Source organism: Xenorhabdus aichiensis, from assembly GCF_028598775.1.
Taxonomy (GTDB): domain Bacteria; phylum Pseudomonadota; class Gammaproteobacteria; order Enterobacterales; family Enterobacteriaceae; genus Xenorhabdus; species Xenorhabdus bovienii.
This window is the reverse complement of record NZ_JAQRFO010000040.1, coordinates 1-21,557: the sequence shown is the minus strand read 5'-3', so window position 1 is coordinate 21,557 and position 21,557 is coordinate 1. Positions and strand designations below refer to the sequence as shown.

General features: G+C 44.9%; 15 protein-coding genes. 4 read left to right on the top strand and 11 right to left on the bottom strand.

Annotated features, from left to right (window positions below):
- Positions 1-14: 14 nt before the first annotated feature.
- Genes PSI22_RS15885 through PSI22_RS15875 form a run of 3 tightly spaced genes read left to right on the top strand, consistent with a single transcriptional unit; the run spans position 15 to position 3,543 of the window.
- The gene (locus PSI22_RS15885; RefSeq protein WP_273580596.1) at positions 15-359 is read left to right on the top strand and encodes a hypothetical protein; all 345 of its coding nucleotides are present in this window, start codon (positions 15-17) and stop codon (positions 357-359) included.
- Positions 353-757, top strand: coding sequence for a TIGR03751 family conjugal transfer lipoprotein (locus PSI22_RS15880; protein ID WP_238126835.1), 405 nt, complete (start codon positions 353-355; stop codon positions 755-757). Before PSI22_RS15885 ends, PSI22_RS15880 begins: the two co-directional genes overlap by 7 nt.
- Complete coding sequence (locus PSI22_RS15875; RefSeq protein ID WP_273580595.1) at positions 757-3,543, top strand: conjugative transfer ATPase; 2,787 nt, start codon at positions 757-759, stop codon at positions 3,541-3,543. The genes PSI22_RS15880 and PSI22_RS15875 overlap by 1 nt, the downstream gene beginning before the upstream one ends.
- Positions 3,544-3,839: 296 nt before the next feature.
- Here the strand turns inward: PSI22_RS15875 and PSI22_RS15870 are convergent, their stop codons facing one another.
- The 4 genes from PSI22_RS15870 to PSI22_RS15855 all read right to left on the bottom strand — a co-directional run bounded on the left by PSI22_RS15870 (position 3,840) and on the right by PSI22_RS15855 (position 11,410).
- On the bottom strand, positions 3,840-4,175 hold the full coding sequence (locus tag PSI22_RS15870) for an immunity protein YezG family protein (RefSeq protein ID WP_273580594.1): 336 nt from the start codon (positions 4,173-4,175) through the stop codon (positions 3,840-3,842).
- 2 nt (positions 4,176-4,177) lie between these two features.
- Positions 4,178-7,978 (bottom strand): DUF637 domain-containing protein, encoded by a 3,801-nt coding sequence (locus PSI22_RS15865; protein WP_273580593.1) that lies wholly within the window; start codon positions 7,976-7,978, stop codon positions 4,178-4,180.
- A gap of 362 nt (positions 7,979-8,340) precedes the next feature.
- Positions 8,341-9,663 carry a filamentous hemagglutinin N-terminal domain-containing protein gene (locus PSI22_RS15860; protein WP_273580592.1) on the bottom strand — a complete coding sequence of 441 codons (1,323 nt, stop codon included), beginning with the start codon at positions 9,661-9,663 and terminating at the stop codon, positions 8,341-8,343.
- 49 nt (positions 9,664-9,712) lie between these two features.
- Positions 9,713-11,410, bottom strand: a complete 1,698-nt coding sequence (locus PSI22_RS15855; protein WP_273580591.1) for a ShlB/FhaC/HecB family hemolysin secretion/activation protein — start codon at positions 11,408-11,410, stop codon at positions 9,713-9,715.
- Positions 11,411-11,934: 524 nt separating this feature from the next.
- Between PSI22_RS15855 and PSI22_RS15850 the strand changes: the two genes are divergently transcribed.
- The gene (locus PSI22_RS15850; protein ID WP_273580590.1) at positions 11,935-15,195 is read left to right on the top strand and encodes an inverse autotransporter beta domain-containing protein; all 3,261 of its coding nucleotides are present in this window, start codon (positions 11,935-11,937) and stop codon (positions 15,193-15,195) included.
- Positions 15,196-15,280: 85 nt separating this feature from the next.
- On the opposite strand, the gene PSI22_RS15845 is transcribed toward PSI22_RS15850, so the two are convergent.
- The 7 genes from PSI22_RS15845 to tssI all read right to left on the bottom strand — a co-directional run bounded on the left by PSI22_RS15845 (position 15,281) and on the right by tssI (position 21,379).
- Positions 15,281-15,505 carry a T6SS immunity protein Tdi1 domain-containing protein gene (locus tag PSI22_RS15845; RefSeq protein ID WP_273580589.1) on the bottom strand — a complete coding sequence of 75 codons (225 nt, stop codon included), beginning with the start codon at positions 15,503-15,505 and terminating at the stop codon, positions 15,281-15,283.
- A gap of 26 nt (positions 15,506-15,531) precedes the next feature.
- A complete protein-coding gene (locus PSI22_RS15840) occupies positions 15,532-15,915 on the bottom strand; it encodes a GAD-like domain-containing protein (protein WP_273580588.1) in 384 nt (127 codons plus the stop codon).
- A gap of 73 nt (positions 15,916-15,988) precedes the next feature.
- Positions 15,989-16,624, bottom strand: a complete 636-nt coding sequence (locus tag PSI22_RS15835; protein WP_273580587.1) for a GAD-like domain-containing protein — start codon at positions 16,622-16,624, stop codon at positions 15,989-15,991.
- Positions 16,624-17,943 carry a polymorphic toxin type 15 domain-containing protein gene (locus PSI22_RS15830; RefSeq protein WP_273580586.1) on the bottom strand — a complete coding sequence of 440 codons (1,320 nt, stop codon included), beginning with the start codon at positions 17,941-17,943 and terminating at the stop codon, positions 16,624-16,626. The genes PSI22_RS15835 and PSI22_RS15830 overlap by 1 nt, the downstream gene beginning before the upstream one ends.
- 10 nt (positions 17,944-17,953) lie before the next feature.
- Positions 17,954-18,328, bottom strand: a complete 375-nt coding sequence (locus PSI22_RS15825) for a DUF4150 domain-containing protein (RefSeq protein ID WP_273580585.1) — start codon at positions 18,326-18,328, stop codon at positions 17,954-17,956.
- Positions 18,303-19,529 carry a DUF2169 family type VI secretion system accessory protein gene (locus PSI22_RS15820; RefSeq protein WP_273580584.1) on the bottom strand — a complete coding sequence of 409 codons (1,227 nt, stop codon included), beginning with the start codon at positions 19,527-19,529 and terminating at the stop codon, positions 18,303-18,305. Before PSI22_RS15820 ends, PSI22_RS15825 begins: the two co-directional genes overlap by 26 nt.
- Before the next feature lie 11 nt (positions 19,530-19,540).
- Positions 19,541-21,379 carry a type VI secretion system tip protein TssI/VgrG gene (tssI, locus tag PSI22_RS15815; RefSeq protein WP_370689037.1) on the bottom strand — a complete coding sequence of 613 codons (1,839 nt, stop codon included), beginning with the start codon at positions 21,377-21,379 and terminating at the stop codon, positions 19,541-19,543.
- Positions 21,380-21,557 lie beyond the last annotated feature (178 nt).

The following is a 21,557-nucleotide window of genomic DNA, read 5'->3' as shown; positions in this document are numbered from 1 at the left end:
TGGAGCAGCAAAACATGAACGGTTTATTTAGTGCAAGTCTGCCGTATTGCCTGCAAGTGCATATGAAAACTCTTTCTGAATTTGCTGAGCCTGTACAGCTTTACTGGCGACGTTTTCGTAAAAAGGATATTCGATTGTATTTGTCAGCAGGCAGGGAATGCCAGCCGCTCTTTGACGGCGATTTTACGGTTTTTCGTCTGACGGAAGCACAGTGGCAGGCTGTGGTTGAGAAACATGAAAAAGCCGCGCCGGAAAACTGGGAAGTGCAGCCCTTTACTTTACAGGAACTGGCGGTACACCCCGAATTTGCCACCTTTACCGTGACTGATGATGACAGAGAGGAGGAGAAAACATGCTGAGAGCAACGCATCATCTGACTCTGTTGAGTGTGGTGTGGCTATTGGCAGGCTGCGCTACTTCCAAAGAAGAAATCCTGCCCGCCGGTGAGCAGACGATGCTGGCGATGTGGCGTGGAAATACGACCGGGAATACGGCAACCATGGCAAGAAACACGTTGCGCCGACCGTTAACCGGGGCGGAACCACGGAATGTTCAGGATGAAGCCTATGATTACAGCCGTTCAGCGACCAACGAAATCAGTCAGCAGTTTCCCCGTCTGCCGAATCCCGATATGGTGATGTATGTGTTCCCGCATCTGGCTGCAGGTACTACACCGATACCGGGATACAGCACGGTTTTCCCTTTCTATCAGCAGGTGCAGTACGCCCTGCCGGGTGAACGCACGGAGGCGCTGTAATGGTCTTTCATCAGAAAAACAATGCCCGACCGGAATCCCTGCATCGTCCCGGCAGGCTGCGCGATACGGATGAATCCGCCCTCTACCATGCCAATCCCTCCATCATTGATTACCTGCCCTGGGTGGAATATCTCGAACAGGAACAATGCCTGTTGCTGGATGATGGCATTTCCGTGGGAGCGGTCTACCGTATCGAGCCGATCGCCACAGAAGGCCGACCGTTTGAACGCTTGCTGGAAATCCGCGATCAACTGGAAGATGCGATCCAGGACAGTCTGGAAGAGGACGATATTTCCCCGTGGGTGGTACAGTTTTTTTGTCAGGATGAAGACGACCCGACCGGCTATCTCAATACCCTGCGCCGTTATATCAAACCGTGGGCGGCCGGTACCGCCTTTACGGAAGCTTTTTTGCAGGAATCAGAAAAACACCTGAAGAATATTGCCAGTCCGGCAGGCATATTTCAGGACACCTTGATCACCGGGCAACTGTGGCGGGGTCAGCAACGACTGACCCGTATGGTGGTGTACCGATGGCTGCCCACAGGTCGCAAATTCCGTGCAGACAGCCACTCTTTGTCATCGGTGGCAGCACTGGATCAGGTCTGCGAACGCCTGGTCTCCGCACTGGCTTCGGCGGGTGTTGTCTGTGTCCGGCAAAGTGGTGAGCAAATCCACAGTTGGTTATTGCGTCATTTTAATCCGGCACCGGGCTGGGGGATGGGTAAGGCGGATTTTTACCGCGCTGTGAGTTACGCCGCACCGACAGAGGAAGAATTGCCCGTCAATAACGACTTTGCCGAAAGCCTGTGGTTTACCCCGCCGGTTTCCGATCCGCAGACGGGTATCTGGTGGTTTGATGGCCTGCCGCATAAAGCCATTCCGGTTGAACGTCTGCGTCGTTCTCCTGAGCCGGGCACGCTGACGGGGGAAGTCAAACGGGGCGATAATATTAATGCCCTGATGGATATGATGCCGGAGGGCACCGTGGTTTCTCTGACCATCGTGGCACAGGCACAGGATGTGCTGGAGGAGGATTTTACCCGTCTGGCGAAAAATGCTGTGGGAGAAAATACCGAATCGTTGCGTGTCCGGCAGGATGTGCAGGAAGTCAAAGAACTGCTGGGGCGGCGGCACAAATTGTACCGCAGCGCACTCACCTTTCTGGTGCGGGGAAAGGATATCGGTGATCTGAATCATCGGGTGCATCACATCTCTTCCACCTTATTGACGGCAGGATTACAGCCCGTCCGGCCGGAATTCAGTGTTTCACCGCTGAATGCTTACCTGCGGGCGTTGCCGATGGGCTTTAATCCGCAGAAAGATCAGAAACACTGGTACAGCCGCCTGACATGGGTTCAGCATCTGGCGGGGTTATTGCCGGTAACAGGGCGCTCAACTGGGACCGGTCATCCGGGATTCAGCTTTTTTAACCGGGGCGGAGAGCCACTGACCTTTGATCCGATGAACAAACAGGATCGCACCCAGAATGCCCATTTACTGTTATTTGGCCCGACAGGGGCAGGCAAATCAGCCACCTTATGTGCCTCGCTAGTGCAACTGATGGCAATACACCGACCGCGTCTGTTTATTGTGGAAGCGGGGAACAGTTTTGGCCTGCTGGCGGACTATTACCAAAGTCTGGGCCTGAGCGTCAATAAAATCAGTATCAAACCGGGCTGTGGAGTCAGTCTGGCGCTGTTTGCCGATGCCCATCAACTGTTGCAACTGAGTCCTAAACAATTGCGGATCAATGAAGCCGATATTCCTGATACGGATGAGCCACAGGAAGACGAGGGGGATGAGCAACGCGATATTCTGGGCGAGATGGAAATTGCCGCCAGACTGATGATCACCGGCGGCGAGAAAAAAGAAGAAGAGCGCCTGACCCGTTCTGATCGTGGCCTGATCCGCGAGGCGATAATGAGGGCAGCTCAGACGAGTTTTGAAGAAAAACGTCAGATGGTGGCTTCGGACTTACAGAATGCGCTTTATGCCATCGCCCGCAATCACCAGAAAGATGAAAACGGCCAGCTTCTTATAACCACACAGCGGCGGACACGCGCTGATGAAATGGCTGGCGCAATGTCGATGTTTACTCAGGGCTTCGAAGGAGAACTGTTTAACCGCACCGGCACCCCGTGGCCGGAAGTGGATGTCACCCTGATTGATTTTGGCACATTAGCCCGTGAAAACTACTCGGCACAGATGGCGCTGGCCATGGTCTCACTCATCAACAAAGTCAATAACCTGGCCGAACGCGACCAATATCAGGACAGAGAACTGCAACTGGTGATCGATGAAGGGCATATCACCACAACCAACCCGCTGTTATCACCGTATATGACCAAAGTGGTCAAGATGTGGCGTAAACTGGGCGCATGGCTGTGGCTTGCGACCCAAAACCTGGCGGACTACCCCGATACCGCCGAGAAAATGCTGAATATGGCCGAATGGTGGCTGTGCCTGACCATGCCGCCGGATGAAGTCGAACAAATTGCCCGCTTTAAGAAACTGAGCGAAGAACAGAAAGCCGTACTGCTCTCCGCCAGTAAATTACCCTGTTGTTATACCGAAGGGGTGGTGCTGGCGAAAAAAATCGAGGCGCTGTTTCGGGTGGTGCCCCCGAGCTTTTATCTGGCGCTGGGCATGACGGAAAAAGAAGAAAAGGCTGAGCGGCGGGTGTTAATGCGGGCACATCAGTGTAGTGAATTGGAGGCGGCGATGCTAGTGGCGAGAAAGTTGGATATTGCACGGGGATTGAAAGTTGATTTAAATAATAGATGACAGGTATTTGCCTATTCCAAAATAGCTAAGATCTGGCTGTCAGTAAAATGTGCTTTCTTCATAAGATTCGAAACTCCTCTAATTGATTAAGATCACGAGAAAATTCCACTTATGAGCACTCTGTTTTTTTAGGGGAATTACTCCCTTAAATGAAAACAAAAAACAGCAATAAGAGGCGACGAACGTGTCCCGATTTTGTGAGTCACTACAAGCGTGGATAGTTATCTGGTTAGCTGAGAACGGCTGACGGTTAAAGGGAAAAAAATCCCAGCGCTATAGCTGGGATCTCTTTCTGGTTAGTCCTCGTACTTGAATTCTATATTGAGTTTCATTTGTTCTACATCAAGTTTGACCTCACAACTATGCCATGCTGGGTGGTCATTGGTGAGATTGTTCTCTACATAATATTTACGAAGCTCTACTAAGCAATCCATTAGCTCACTATCTGTTTGTGAGCTATTCGGTTCAAACCAAGATTTATTTCCTAGCTCATCAACATAATCAAACATGAACTTAACATGATCATCTTCAGCAGATAGCTCTGCCTCCAAGACAATTATTTTGGCGCTTTCTGGTGCAGCAGCATACAAGGATCTACCAATCCGCGTATATAACTCATTTTCTTTAGACACTACTATTTTCCTCCTGGCTTATTCTGGAATGTTTCTCTCACAGGTTTTTCATTATCAATTTGATAACGTACAGTTAATTTGTCCGGCCTTACACTATTATCAGAATAAACAGCCTCTATCTTAACACTAACCTGCCTATCTTCTTTCAATGCATTCGCCCAGCTATTTTCCATCCGCTTCCAATTGCCTCGATTTAAATTAGCATCCATCGGTACAATATTCAGTTTTTCACCGGGCCCAGTGAATATAGTAGCTATTAAATGACCGCCATCATCTCCTGGGTTACCTTGTTTACCAGACTTCCGTTGCTGATAGGAATTACGATCGTTACTCGACAAATTTAATGAAGCCTCAATATTATTTGTTCTGCCTAATGCATCAGTATGGTACGTTTTATTTCCATCCACATGATAAATCGTATTTGGTTGAGGTTTGTTCAGATCTTTGTTCCAATTACCTTTTGTACCTGAGTCTGTCTTTACAACCACCACCGTTGGCGAAGAACCTGACGGATTTGTTTGTTGATTATGGGCTGAATTGGTGCTTTTTCCTTTAATTGAAAACTTTGTTTCGTTGCCTACCAATATCTCAGCACCGTTAAACACATACTCCAGTATTTCACCTTTTGTACTGATATAGTCATTGATGACAGCATTGTCCTTATCCGTTTCTGTCTTCACAAACGCAACAACATCACGATCAAAATAAAATTCGCCGATACCTTGGAATTCCCCTATCGCTTCATTGGCGAGTTCGCGATGTGCAGCACCACAGATAGTCGGACTGTCCTTACAGGTGGTTTTGACCATATCCCGATCTTCTGCCAGGCTCTTACGCATTTTCTCAAAGATAGGTGTTGTGTCTTCGCCTTTTTCTTTTGCTGCCTTGACTTGTCGATCCAATTTATATAGATCATATTTCAGGAAGTTATGCTCAAGAACTATTTCACCGGCACCCGCGCCACCGTGGGCTCCCTGTGCACTATTTGTAGCAAATGCCCCGGCAATACCACCAATGATTTTACCGCCTGCCAGAATTTGAGCTGGATCATTAAACGTTTTAGCCAGTGTTACAGACGCAAGCCTGGCTGCAAATGCACCCGCTGCTGCAGCTTTTGCATCACCCCCACCAATGTGTGCGGCAATAGCTGATACTGCTGCATGGCTGATAGCCTTTTCAGTAAAACCTAATGCAGCTCCATTTTTTCCGATGAAATCCGCACCTTCGATATTGACCTGGGTGCCTACATTGGCAAGTAACGCAGTAGTGAAATTATCTTTAAAGCTGCCACCATTAATTCCTGTATTTAAACTGGAACTGATAATTGATTGTCCTGCAACGCGTTGAGCGACTTTGATCCATTCTTGATTACTTAATAAAGGTACATTAGTTACACTGTTAGCCGCTTTTTCCACGCCCATCAACTTGTCAAATCCGGCTAAAGCACCACCAATTGCCATGGAAGTGACGGTTGATTTTACAGTTTGACTACTGCCCATTTCCTTAAGAGTTTTGGATACATTGCCTTGGTTGTTAATAAGGCTAACCGCTGCAGTAGAAGCTAAAGATGAGATACCAGCAGAAACTGCGCCGTATGTAGCGGTGCTGACTGCTGCAGTTGTCGCAGCACCGGCTCCGGCTGCGGCGGCTGCGCCACTGGCTGTACCCGCGGCAGCATTAGCGGCAGCAATAGTTACTCCTGCACCAGCTGTGACTACAGCAACGGCGATAGCGATAACAGCAGAAACTACAGGGTTTAAATGCTGGCTCTCATGATCCCAATTCTCATAAGCATCCTGAACTTCATTCCAGTTTACATCTTTGCGCTGACTTAATTCTTTTAACCAAGCTGTTTCAGGCGTATCACCAAGAGCAGTCAATACAGCCTGTAAAGATTGGCCTTTCTGTGTTTTGATATCAGCACTGATTCCATTTTCGGCATCAATTGTTAATTTTCCACCAATATGAACAGAAGGTAATATCCACGTTTCTTTTGAATAACCTTTATCTTGGTTTTTAATAAAAAAACCTTCAGAGTAATTAATGACTTGATTAAACTCTGTATCTTTAACTGCTTTAAAATTTATTTTACCGTGAGTACTAGTTAATGTAGCATTCTTACCAGCTTCGAATTTGCTAGCCTCATAAGTACTATCACCCCTACTTAGTAAATTGATATCTCCACTAGATTTAAACTCAGTTACTTTATTTGTTACATCATGACGATTCTGTGTAGAAGTTTTTGTGTTACCAAACCCACCCCAACTAGTTTTTGAACTTGTATTTGTTTCATGAAGAACCTCTTCTTGAGCTTGAGCATATAAGTATCCACCTTTAGCAGCTACGTTTAATTTATCCCCAGAGTTTAATTTAGTAGCTTGAAACAAAAGACTACCATTAGTTACAATATTTAAATTACCAACACTATTTATCTCTGTACTTTTATGAGTTATATTGGTTAAGCTACTGTCTCTGGTTATTTTATGAATGCCATTTCGACTAGATTCAAAACGTATGTTTCCATCGCTAGTAATATTTATATCTCCCTTAGATTGAAGATAACCTCCTTGAGTGGTTAAAGTATTATTAGAGATTAAAGTTAATTTTTTTTGGCCAATCAGGCTGGAATCTAACTGATACCCTCTTTGTTCCCAATCATAGCCTATAGGATTAGGAGCTGTCGAATATGGAAATGAGTTAAAAGTTATATTTCGGCCAGAAAATAATAATGTATGACCATTCGAAGATAATGTGGCACTTTGTCCACTGAGATCTCTTCCTGATTGAACTAAAAGATCTCCTCCTGCCTTAACTTTACTTGAAATTTTATCAATCAACTCTGTAGAAATCCAGAATTCAAATGGATCTATAGCTGAAGTTATTTCTGCAGAAGTATTTTTATGACCTCCTTTATACGTATCATCTACTAAAGAGAAATTAGGAGAATTATACATCCAAAGAGTATCTTTATCCTCTGTCCAACGCACACCTTGAGAACCTATCCAATATCTATACCCAAAGTCTTTTGAAATAATTCTAGGGCCTAAATCTATATCTTTTGCAGAAATTAAATTAATATTTTTTCCAGCTTCAATACCGATTCCACGTAAATTAAGAGATTGATTTACAGAATTTAGATATACAGAACCTTTTGTGTTTAATTTCTCAATTGACAATGCTTCTTCAAATGCTTTTAATTCCTTATCTCTATTAAATAGTTCCGACATTCTTTTATTATTTTTTAGGATAGAATCATCATAGTTTACGGTGATCCCTTGATTAGCAATTATACTTATATTGCCACTTTGAGGCTTAAATCTCAAATTAGATAATTTAGCGTTATTTCCAGCTGATATTGTAAGATCATTTGTAGCCTCAATTCCACCTAACCAACGAATTCCATTCAGTAAAAAATAACCTATGCGATTATCAGTGAGAATGTTTGCATCTCCCTCTTTACTTAATAAAGAGATATCCTTACCTTTAAGATCGCTTTGGATTATTTCAATGTTATTAACAGCATTAATGGATAAATCCTTGTTAGCTAAGACTTTTGACTGATTTATATTAATAAAATCATTTGCTATTATTGAAATATCTCCACTTGATCGTATATTACTCTTGTTATTTATTGAATTAGAAGATAATACTATATTCCTCATACTAACTAACGATTCTGAATTATCGTTATCAATGGTGATTTCACCTGTTTTTTCAGTATAATAAGGCCTTTTCTTTTCAATGTTTATATTATTTGAAAAATCAGCAATTAAATTTCCTTCAGAGAATAAAAGAGAATTCACTTGAGGATTAATATCTTTCCAGGAATGAGCTTCTCCTAAATTAAAAAATGAATTATCAGTATCACATCCTCCCCAAAAATTAAAACAAGGAAATGCATAGTCAAAAGTGTGGAATATGTTTTTTTCACCATTCTGAGTACTTATTACGTTTAAATCTCTTCCAGTTAGAATTAAATCTTTCTTGGATTTTATGTCAGAATTTATATTATCTAAATCAGTTGCATTAATATACAGATTATTCCCAGAACTTATAGATGCTTTGGTAAAATTAACATTGTGTTGGGTTAAATATCTCTTTACATTGACAGCATTGTTCTGATAAAAATCTATCGTATCGAACCATTTAGAATACTCAAATTTTTTTATATTTGCACTTTTTTTTCTCCACTATATCCTTCGATAGATTCTATATCATGATATTCAGTTATGCCTAGTCGATTATTCTTACTAGTCGAAGTTGCTTCAACTTTCATATCATTGTTCAAAGAGGACTCTTGAATATTATCTAATTTTTCAGTTCTAATAATCAAATCGCCATTATTGGTTTTTATAGCTGCTGATTTATTTTCAATGTATTTACTCTTATCTCCTTCTGTATTCTTCTGAATCCACATATTGTTGTCAGCTTGAAAAAGAGCATCAGTATTAATATTATGCAATTCATTTGTATATATTCTCATATCTTGCCCAGCAGTCACATTACTTTTATTACTCAGTTTGCTGCTTGCAAGAACAATATTCCGCTCTGCCTGAACCGGAGAATTTAGTTCAATATTAATTTCTTTGGCGCCCACATTTAAGTCAGTTTTAGCCTTAATGCTGCCAAGCTCCATTTTGCCATTAGCACTGAGCGTAATGTCTCCCTGATTACTGGTGATATCTTTCAGATTCACCCCGACACCATTTTCCGTAGCAATTAGGCGGATTTTATTGGCGTACATGCCACCCAGCGCTTTGGTATCGACAGCCAATTGTGGCGTTGCACCTTCTCCGGCAATGGTTTTTGTCGTGCCGTCTTTGAAGGAAATCTGGTTGGCCCCCTGAGTGAGTGCAAGGTTATTGGTCTGGATTTTTCCATTCAGTTCGGTGGCTCGGCTGATAATATCAACATAATCTGTTGACTGACCATTTAACCCTTTACCACCAATCGTGATTTGGCCTTTTGTCACATTCAGCGCTTCCAGTGCACCCTGGGTGTCAAATTGCGTTTTACCAGTAGTCAGTACTGCACCGGAGGTATTAATAAATCCGCATCCGTCACAGGTAATGCCATTGGGGTTGGCTATCATGACATTGGCTTTCTGGCCTGCAACCTCCAGTTGTCCCAGTAATTCAGAACGGCTGCTTCCGGTCACTTCGTTGATGATGAGTTGGGCTGCCTCTCCCTGCAGATTGGTGTTGGCGTTGATTTGGCCGGCCAGTTGAGAGTTAACCGCTTGTGTGGCGTTATTTAATATCGCGCCCTGAGTATCGGTATTAAACTCTTTATACGTATTGTGAGATATCCCGGCATTATTGGGTGCAGCAATATTGACAACCGGGACATTGCCATTGTTTTGTACCTGTGTCTGCGAATTGTCAGGGGTAATTCCTCCTGCAAATGCAGAATTCAGAGGATATACACCGGTCAGGTAAATTAAAAGATAGCAGGTTCCCCTTGCCATGGGATTATTATATTTATCCATTTTTTTGTCCTTTAACTAAATTAAGTCCTAATTTGCTGGTATAGTTTTATTAAAAACTGAGTGAAGCAGACCAATAAATAACCCAGTGGTCTGGTTTGAGGTGATTGGGATAAATCAGCGGTTTTCCTAGTGTGACCCTCTGATTCATCCTGTTGCGATTGAGCGAAATACCCAGTGATGTTCCTGTAACATTACCTCCTTCGATTTGCCTTTTTTTATTGTTTTCCAGCCAGCCTGTATCCAGTGCACCATTTAAAGAAAGTTCACCCAATAAAGGGAGTCTGGCTAGTTTCCAGTTCAGTTCATTACGCCAATATCCACCATTATTCCCGATGAGATTTTGCTCCTTAAATCCTCGGACGGAATATTGCCCGCCTAATGAAAGGCGTTCACCGGCATAAAGATTATCCGGAGTAAACTGCCCATACAGGGAGGTCAGGTAATAGATATCTTCCGTAACAGGAATAAAATAACTGCTACTCAGGCTGAATTTACGGAACTGACTTCTGAGGGCATTGCGGTCGCCGGAGTTATCTTTAGTCGCACCCCAGATGCTTAAACCATGACTGAGCGTCGGGTTGAACGTAAGATAGCCCCCTGCCAGTACAGTGCTGTAGTTAGCACCCAGACTGACAGCGTTTAATGTCGGGCTACTGACGGATAACTTTACTCCGGCCGCAATGTTGGAGGTCTGGCGGCGGACTAGCCCTATATTCAGCCCCAGTTTTTGCTTGCTATCACGGTATAATGTCCGGTTTGCTTTTAACTGATGAGTTTGTCCCTTGCTTTCATGGCGGTAACGGTCGGTGCCTACAGATATCATTTGAAATGAGCTGTTTCTGGCATACTGGTAATCGAATGACCAGTAGCCATAAGGAATTGTTATCCCTGATGTCACGTTCCAGTTCTGGTGATTATGGCGAAAATCACTGTTACGGTTGGCGGATATTGACCACAGATCAGCAAGGTGCAGTAGGTTATCCAGCCCTAAAGTGACATTAATTTGTTCTTTCCCGGTATTTTTTTGTCCACTGTTATCCAGTCCCAGACTGGCATTGACCGGCAATCGGGAAGCGGTGCGCTTTAAAATAACGTCAGAATAACCGGGTTGTTTAGCCGGCTGGATATCAATCGTTATCTGTTGGGAAGGCAGACGGTTTAACTGTTCCATGCCCTGCTCAATATCCCGCAAATTAAGGGGTTTTCCGACCATATATGGAAAAGCCATTTTCAGGGCAAGGGGCGTTTCATCATCAAGCAGGATGGAGCCGACTTTTCCTTCCGTAACCGTAATTGTCAGGATGCTGGTGGATAAATCCTGCTCTTTTAATCCTGCCTGAGAAGTTACATAACCTTTTTCTATGTAGGTGTTTGATACCTTACGTACCAATTCGTTAATTTTACCGACGGTCAGGCAGCGGGATAGATAGGGTTTGGATAATGCCTGTTGCACTGATGCGGAGAGATTTTCTGCGCCTTCAAACTGAATTTGGTGAATAGGGTGGCAGAGCGACTCTTCATCATCAGATGTCGGTGTCGCGAGTGGTGATAGCGTAATGCTATTGCGAATGTCATCACGCTGCTGTTGTGCTTGTTGTAATAAGTCTTTTTGTTGCTGAGTAATGGCATCTTGATCAACAGGGCTGATAAATGATGATGCATTTGATTTCCCTGAAATTGCTAGCAGCGCAAGGAGCAATAAACGAGCAGAATTAGCAGAAATTCTGCCCAGAGAATAAAGAGGCATAAATAAATTACACATATATAGAAAATGACGCTGCATTATATAGAAATGTAAATTTAAAACAATATTCTTATAGTTTTGTATTTTTTATGAATTTGGTTGTTTTTAAAGTATGTATGGAAACTGGACTGAGTTTGTTTAGTATTTGATCGCGCGCCTTATTTATAGTGATTATAAATTTTATGTAAACTGTCTTAATATAAAAATTGCATTTTTTTATTTTCAAATTATTTTTAATTATTAATATTAAATTGATGAGTTTATTGGTTGAAAAGTAATCGCGAATTGGTGGTATACTTTTTTAGTGCATTAAAAATAATAAGTTGTGTGGAAATAATAATCAGTCAGTAAATGTAAAAGATATGAAGATGTAATTTTTTACTGGATGTTTTTTATTTAACGTTTGGAAAATGGCTTTATATTCAATTATAATTCATTAATTATTAAAATTTAAAAAAGAATTAAAAGGCGTTGTTTATCATTCCACTCGGTATGTTGTCCTTTTCAGAAGATATAAAAGGGGTAATATGCCAGTTTATCAAAAATCGTATTCATCCTTGTTCGACGGTGTAAAGTCTCTGATTATCGCTCTATTGGGAATGTCACTCAGTTTTTCCGGCCAGGCCATGGCAGAACATCAAAACGAAGACAACCACACAGCTTACAAACTGTCTGAAATCACCTCAAAATGGGGGCAACTCACCCAGTCACAATCCCCCACCGAAGCCGCACAGACGATGGTAGCTCAGCAGTTATCTTCTACTGTCACATCAACACTAACACCCTGGTTTAATCAATACGGCAATGCCCGTCTCACGTTACCTTTTGATCACCATTTCTCATTAAAAGATGCGGCTTTTGACTGGTTGTTGCCATGGTATAGCGCTTCTTCTTATACCGCATTCAGCCAGTTTGGGATAAGGGCGAATCACGGACAGACGACAACCCATATCGGGCTTGGATATCGCTATTTAATGGATAAATGGCTATGGGGGGCCAATGCTTTCTGGGATGCCCTGTGGCCGGAACAACATCATCGTTATGGTATTGGATTAGAAGCCTGGCATGATAACATCAAACTGTCGGCTAATGCCTATCAGCGCTTATCTGGCTGGCAAACATCCCGACAATTCATCGATTATGATGCACGACCGGCAAACGGCTGGGATATTCATGCAGAAGCCTACTTACCTGCATTTCCTCACTGGGGCGGGCAGTTGGTATTTGAACAGTATTACGGGCAGCAGGTTGCGTTATTGGGTGAGTCAGAACGGCAGAAAAATCCGTATAGCGTGACAGCCGGACTGACTTATACCCCCGTGCCGTTAGTGACTTTGGGAGCTGATTTTCGGCAGGGGAAACAGGGTCTCAGGGACAACCGTTTTACACTGGGTGTCAATTACCAACTGGGTGTCCCGTTCAGCCAGCAGCTTGACCCGAATTCCGTGGCTGCGTTGCGTAGTCTGAAATCCAGTCAGTTTGATTTTGTGAACCGGCGTTACGACATGGTGCTGGACTATCAAAAGCAGATGCTGATGTCACTGGCGTTTCCGGCACAAATCAGAGGGTATGAAGGAAAGGAAGTGACTTTTGTTCCCGTTATCCAGTCTAAATATTCCCTTGCCCGTTTAGATCTATTTACAGATGAGTTGCAGCAGGCGGGCGGAAAAATTCTCCATCAGCAACCAGAGAAAGTGATTTTACTGCTGCCAAAAGCCACGGAGAAACCTGTCCGGCTTTCTGGTGTAGTCATTGATAACCAGGGCAACCGTTCCAATATGGCGGAAACGACCCTTGTCAGTTTACCGACCGAAAAACACGTGCAGGTCACCGTAAATAAAACGCAGGCAAGGGCTAATGGTGATGACAGCGTGGTCTATACCGTGGTTGTTACCGACCAGAATGGTGAGCCTGTATCGAATCAAACGGTTATCTGGTCAAGTGATGCGGGGGAATTATCGCAAACCACGCAGGAAACGGATGCACAGGGGCAGGCCACTGTGTTGCTGAGCAGCCGCCAGTCGGGGATTCATTCGGTACGGATTTCTGTGGATGAGCGCGTTGCTGTTGCACCTTCGGTACATTTTAAGGCGGTACTGATGCCGGTGGTGATTGTGGATAACAACAGCCTCAAAGCGGACGGAAAAGAGTATGCCGTTGTGACCGTCACGGTCAAAAACGCAGCCGGAGAGCCAGTACCGAATCAGGCTGTTGGCTGGCAAACCGATTTTGGCCAGCTCTCATCGCTGTCATTAAAGACAGATTCGAACGGGCAAGCCACCACCCATTTAGCCAGTCTGGTATCAGGAACGGCGGAAGTCATTGTCGCTGTGGGCAGCGAGACCGTTGTTTCTTCCCCGATTATTTTTGTCGCCTCTTTGACGCATGCCATCCAGTCAGATAAACAAACCGCCATTGCGGATGGCGAGGACAGTGTACTTTACACTGTTTATGTGCATGACGCAGCTGACCAGCCTGTTACCAATACTGAAGTCAAATGGTCAGTGGATAACGGGCAGCTTGTGGATGAACAAGCTCGGACAGACAGCAAAGGAGAAGCCACAGCTCGGTTAATCAGCCGGAAAGCGGGAACTGCTAAAGTCAAAGTGGAAGTCTCAGGAAAAACACTCAGTGCCCGTCCGGTCACTTTTGAACGCTTGTTACAACCTGTTATCACGGTTGATAAGGTGAGTACCAAAGGCAATGGGCAGGATGAGATTGTGTTGACGGCCAGGGTGAAAGATTCGCTCGGCCAGCCTGTGGAAAATCAGACTGTCATTTGGCAGACAGATAATGGCGCTCTGTCTTCAGAAAGCACACAGACTGACCATCGGGGGCTGACACAGGTTAGGCTGACCAGTACATCCGCGGGGGCACATCAGGTGCAGATTCAGGTTGGGGACAATAAGACAGAAGCCCCCATCATCTGGTTTGATGAAGTGTTGTCATCGGCAATTCGTGTCAATAAAACCCGTGCTGCGGCAAATGGAAAAGAGCGGGTGACATTTACCATCACGGTGACCGATATTCATGGTCAGCCCCTACCGGATAAGATCGTCAACTGGAACACAAATAGGGGGGATATGGTTTCAGTTGGCGATTTGACCAATAGCCAGGGAGAGACGACAGTCACATTAGTGAGTCATCAGACGGGGTTCACTTCGGTGACGGCAACAATTAATGGTCACCAGGTGGTCTCACCCACCGTGGAATTTCTGATGCCGTTGCGGGTAGTTGATACCGTCGCCGTCGATAGACAAGGTGGCAATGTCAACCAGAAATTATTTGGCACCCGGGGGCCTTCGGTGTTTTGGCGCGGGGCGAAATTCCGCATTATCACGGAAGGAAGTACAGGTCGCGTGAACTGGCAGAGTGATTCCTCTTCTGTCACGATGTCGGATGATGCGGTAGTGGTACAGCAACGTCCTGATGGGGTGAGATTAACGGGAACGGATGAGGCAGGGCAACAGGTGATATTCACTTTAACAAGTTATACCTGGTTTGAACGCTCAGGGTTGACAGAAGACTTTTATATGAATGCTAAACAGATTTGTAAATCGCTAGGCAGTCAGATCGCGTCCAAATACGCGCTTGAACGGCTTTATGACGAATGGGGTAGTTTTTATCTTTACGACGGCTGGGCGCGGCAATTTTATGTGACATCAACGGATTATCTGGCTGCCAGCTCAGGTTCAACAGAGGCGCAGGCAAAATGGGCGTTCTGGGCAGAGAGTGACAATTGGATGCGAAATGCCTGGCATATGACGGGATTTGCATGTTCTAAGTAGTAGTATTGAACAGCGCCCTATTATTTTACCTAAGATAAGCGAAGTAAGTGGTTGTTAGAACAGCCACTTTAACAGCAGTAAATTATCAAATATCCTGAATATCAGGATCTACAAACTTCCTTAAAATATCTAGGTGAATATGCATATCCAATTTTATGACATTTTCGAGTTTAATTTCACCACCTAAAATAATGGTGGGTTCAAAGCCAAATATCTCATGTTCCCCTAATGAGCCATATTTTTCTACTGCTTTGGCGAAAATACCTGTTTTTGTGTTGCCTTTTAAATCAACATCATCGATAGATTTCACAGCAAAGAAAGAAGATACTTCGTGATCTAACTCTTTCTTTTCTTTTTTATAAGCTCTTTTTGAAGAATAAAAAAAGTATTAAAAACACAATCAAGTGTTAAGTTAATCCCAGTTTGTTCGCCGCAGAGGTAAAGTTTACCAAAACCACTTCTGGCAATGGCATGGTAAGTATCTGTTGATTCAAATGGGGTGTCTTCTAGCCACATATCGACAATATCTTCATAGTCATCGGGATTTACAATATTAAACACCCCATCTTGATAACTGTCCCAGCCTTCGGTTTTCCAGTAATATAATAATTGTCTCGGTAATTTTCCCTGCCATTTCTTTATAGATTCGGTTGGTACAGGTCTATGCTGGGTTGCTTCACCTAAATCGTCAATAAAACATTTAAAGAATTCATCGTGCATTATCTATACCCATCATTAGGTGATTTAAGTGACTGCATATGCAGCCACTTTATAAACATAATACTATTAAAAATTAAATTTCCTGAATGTCTGGATCTGCAAATTGATGCAGAATATCGAGGTGAATATGCATATCCAATTTTCTGACATTTTCAAGTTTGATCTCGCCTCCTAAAATAATTGCGGGTTCAAAACCAAATATTTCATGCTCATCTAATGGGCCATATTTTTCAACAGCACGAGAAAAAATACCTTTTTTTGTCCCGCCTTTTAGATCAAAGTCATCTGGTGATTTGATTCCAAAGAAAGAAGATATTTCTTGGTCTAACTTTTTCCTTTCTTTCTTGTATGCTCTTTTTTTAGAGTAATTAATAGAGTTAAAAATACAAGATATTGTTAAATTAATTCCTGTTTGCTCACCGCAAAGATAAAGCTTACCAAAGCCACTTCTGGCAATGACATGATAAGAATCTATTGATTCAAAAGGAGTATCTTCCAGCCATATGTCGACAATATCTTCATAGTCATCGGGATTTACTATACTAAATAACCCATCTTGATAACTGTTCCAACCTTCATGTTTCCAATAATATAATAATTGACTTGGGACTTTGCCCAGCCATTTTTCTATTACATCAGCAGGAACATCTTTATGTTGAGTCGCCTCTCCCATTTTTTCAATAAAATATTCAAAAAATTCGTCACGCATTATTTTTTCCCCTTACCTCGACACAATTCTAATTGAACGTTCATCTTAGCGTCACCTAACCCGCTGTCAATGGCCTCTTTTGCTGCATCATCAAGAGATTTTATACGTTTTCCATTCCAGCTACCACCTATAGCGCTGTTAATCCCTTTATCGCCCATTTTCTTAGGTGCATATTGTCCATAGCCTCCTGCAACCATATCTGGTTCATGCAGTGCTGCTAAGCCATCAAATATTTCATCTGCTCTGCTTTGTGCTATTTTTTCCGCTTCTTTTACAGAAACTTTTTTATTAATTAATGAATCAAATATATTACCTTTTATATCTTCTTTAGTATCATTCCGGAAATCTTCCTGCGCTTTCCCAGCCAAACTATTCCGTTTATTCTTCTTATAAGCCTCCCGCGCAATTTTAAACTCTTCAGGCGACATATTATTAATCGCATCCTGCTGTCTGCGTAGTTGATTTGCGTATTCTTTCAAAAATTCCTTTCGTTCTTTCTCTGTTTTTAATTTTTTATAACGTTTGCTGTCATAAGGAGAAAAACAGGGTACTTTCGTTTTCTTTACCCCTTTGACCTTACCCCCTTTTTTCTCAGGAGGCTCTTGAGGATTCCCGGCATTCTCCTTCGATTTTTCATTTTTAGGAACAACATTGGGAGCATCTTTCTCAATTTTCTGGCCTGCTCCGGCAGCTGTTTTTTTCCCTCCTTTAGCGGTAATCTTTTCAATCGCTTTACCGACTCCCTTAACTGCCCCAACGATTCCCTTAACTGCGCCTTTAACCGCACCCTTAGGATTCAAGTCAGCCAGTACCGCACCAGCCTCCTGTTCCGGGTTGTCCAATGTCACTCTGAGTTCATCAAGATTACCGGTGACCGCCCTTCCTCTGGCCTCTTCGGCTGCTTCCGATAACACTTTTGCCTGCTCTTTATTGCCAAGTATTTCATACCACCTTGCCGCGTCTTCCATGTCGCGTGCCGCCTCCATTTGGGCAGCCGGATACGCGAGTTCAGCAATATCAACCCCAAAATTCCAGGTATCTTTTGCTGCACCTTTACCCATTTCGGCGACACTTTTACCGCCCTCAACGATTGCTTTTTTCGCATTGTCATATGCCTGACTGGCGAAATTTTTTTCGTGCAGTGTATTGGACTTGCTTATCAGGTTAGCTTCACCCGGCGCTTTAGTGACCTGAGGGGGTTGCCCGACAATTTCACCTATCGTATTGCCTTCCCCCGTCGGGGCGTCGTTGCGCGCCTTTTTTTCCAGCAAGGGTTTATCGCTCACCGTGGGCGGTGTTTTTTCGATTTTCTTCGCCATAGCTGTATCCTTATGCGCCGTTCATCCAGAATTTGTCACCATGCCGCAGCAATAATTTATTGCCGGCCCGCACACTTTTTGAATGTTCTTTAGGATGGCACTTGCCCCCCACGGTGCCGCTTTTGATGCCATTGGCGACGCCGGGCTGGTCGCCCAGTGTCTGTGGCACAAAACTTTGTGCGAAAACCACCACGGGTTTGCCGTTTGCCCGCACGGATTTTACCGGCACGGAACTCTCCGCCAGTTTGGCCACTACAGGGTAAGGAATAGGCGGGGTTGATGAACCCATCGGCGTTTTGCACACGTCCGGCACAATGCTGACGACTATCCATTGAGTTGCCGTTCGGGCGAAGTAGTTATCAGCCATAATGCAGCTCCTTGCCATCGCCTAAATCGACCCTGACCAGGGGCGCATCCGGGTTCATCTCAAACCGTGCTTCCATCAATCTGATGGACTCGTCAATTTCTATGTGATAACGGTAGGTCATGGAAAGTGTGAGCGCTTCGCTATCGATAATTAAGGTATCCGGATACATCAGATCAGGTAACATTTCTCCATTCAGCATTCTCAGCAGAATAAAGGGACGGTATCCCGGTAGTTGCACTCGCAGTGTGCCCTCACGGGTTAAATGGAACAGGCTGATACGGATATTGTTATCCGGAAAGTCGATTTGCTGGTCTTCCGGCGCGTTATTCCAGTAACCAAAATCAAAATCGTCGGGTAAATACGGATGGCGCTCTTCCAGCCAGGTTTCATTATAGGTGCCTGCTTTTGTGCGACGGGGCAGCCAGGGGCGGCCAATGATACCGAAACCCGCAGGCTGGTAAGCCGCTTCATTAGCGGGAGGTTCATGATTCAACCATTGGGTGAAATCTTCACCAGTGACGGGGGCGTCAAAATGTTCAATACGCGGCGCGGGGTAACGGGAGAGGGCTTTGGCGTTGGCATACCATGGTGTCACAAATCCCCTGCCAATCGGGTTGTATTCGAAAGTGGCATGGGCGATAGGGGGATGTTCTTTTTCCGGGTGTTGTTCGCGTTGTTCAGCGGACAGCCTGAATTCATCAGCCACGGAAGCGGCCGCCTCATCGTCTTCATAGACCTTGCATTGACCACCAAAGGCGTATTGGAAGTCTATCGGCAATTCCGTGAATTTTTGCGGCGGTGTCAGCTGCCATTCGTCCTCTGACGTGCGTTGAAACTCGCGTTCTCCCCAAACCAGTAAAGTTTTGTCGATAAGGGGTTGCCGGTCTGCTTTTGTGACGAGTAACCGGATGGGAACTCTTTCAGCCGGAATGCCGCCCGGCGCATAGGCTACCCCGTTGACAATCACATCACATTTCGGCTTTAACGGTGCTAAGTCACTTTCCTGCCGGACAGAGGACTGGTTGAGTTCACCGCTGAATTCGTCCTGCAATGCCAGCCCTCCAAACGGCTCGGTTAATACAGCCTGATAATACGGCCCGTCGCCGAGAGGCTGGAGCTGATAGACGATTTTCATCGCGACAACATGATATTCTTTGTCTTCGGTATCAAGCATCTTGTAGTGCATAACCGAAAACGGGGTCAGATTTTTGAATTCCATATCAACGCTCCTTAGTTCAGGTCAATGTCCTGTGCACTGATTTGAATGGCATCACTGGCCTGGAACAGGAAATTACTGCCCTGAATCGTGACATTGCCCAGTTTGTCCATGCGCAGGACGCTACTGCCGCAGCGGAGTTCAATCACCGTGCCTGCGGTAATGGATAAGGATTCACCGACGTCAAGCGTATCTGTCAGGCCAATGGTCTCTTCCCGGTGTTCATAAACATCGATGGTTTGGTTTTTCTCGACAGTCTCAGAGTGATTCGCCAGCACATGAGTATCACGGTCATTAAGCACTTTGGTGTTCATGTCCTTTTGGGCATGGATAAACACCTCTTCACCGCCTTTCGCATCCTCAAAACGCAGTTCGTTAAAGCCTTTGCCTTTATGGGTTTTGGTTTTGAAGGTTGTGCGGGTTTTCTGTGCCGGTAAATCCAGTGGCGGGCGGTTCAGGCCGTTATACACACACCCCGTCACGATCGGCCGATCAATATCGCCGTTGAGGTAGGAGATAATCACCTCCTGCCCGATGCGCGGTATTGCCATAAAGCCAAAGCCATGACCATTCCAGCCTTGAGCGACACGTACCCAGCAGGATGCGCCATCATCCGCCTTGTCGTAACGGTTCCAGTGGAAATGCACTTTTATCGCCCCGTCTTTATTGACGAAGATTTCTTCTCCTTCGGGACCCACGACGATGGCGGTTTCATCGCCATCTGCTAAGGGCTTGTAATAGAACGGCGGACGCCAGTCGGCGAGACCGTCGATAAAACTGAACTGGTTGGAGAGTGTCGTACCATCACCGCCATCATGACCCAGTGCCTGTGGGCAGCGTCCATGATGGCTGATACCGACAATCTGCCAGCGGGCATTCAGCGGGGCGTGCGGATGACTTTTTATCTCGAAGATTTTACCCGGCATCAGTTTGATGCAGTTACTGTTTCCGCTGCCGGTCTTTTTCTGGTTATCCAGCGCTTCATGACGGTATTTTAAGAACGGTTTGGCCGCCGCATCTTTCTGGAATCGCCCGTAGCTCTCAAAGACGGTATAGGGGGTTTGTGCACCAAAATCGCGAAAGCCTTCACTGCTTTCCATATGGGAAAGGTGATAACGCGGGTTATCGTAGTTAAAGTCTTTGTGGAGGCTGCGTTGCGGACTCATTCCGACTCCTAACCGCACCTGATAAATCGTATCTATCCCATGGGCGGTTTCCGGTTGCGGGCTGTAAACCAGCGGCAGCCCGGCTGTCATCCCCAGATGGCTGTCGCTGAAAAACAACGTTTCATCCTCAAACCAGAAACTGATGCCTTCTTCTGTGGCCAGACGGCTGAAAAACGCATAATCCGACTCGCGTTTCTGGGTGGTGTATTCCCTGTCCTGATGGGTATCGTAGAGTTTGGAATCGGCGCGTACCCGGTGCTTTTTCAGCAGGCCATTCAGGATGGCGGGCACATTTTGTTGATGGAATATCCGGCTGTCCTGATTGAGTGTCAGGCGCCAGAGGGCGGGGCGAACCGTCAGGGTATAGAGGGTTTTATTGCCGTCGGTGCCTGCCCAGTCAGCGTGGGAGATGATACCGGTGATTTTGCGCTGCTGGAGTTCCCCATTAAAGATTTGTAACACCGCTTCCTGCATCAACAAGGCGGTCAAATCCACCTCGTCTAAAGGCTTGAACGGATTCAGGCTATGGGTTTTGACCAGCGTCAGGTTCAGGGTAAACAGCTCAGATAACCCTTCCTGCAGGGAAAATTCCCCCACGCTGAACGTATCTTCAGGAAGCCCCGCAACCTGAAAAGTAAACCGCAATCCACTTTTGGCAGAGGACAGCTTATTCATCATATTCATCATGTTTTGTTCCTTATTGTGCTTTCTTTATTGCTTACATATCCCTGCGTAATCCATAGACTTCCCAGAATGCCCACAGGGCTTCGTGACGGTTCGGGGTATACACATCCAGCTTGACGAAGGTGGACTGGCCGACAAAACAGGCCATGGCCTGATTAATCAACCGGCAGAAACGGTACAT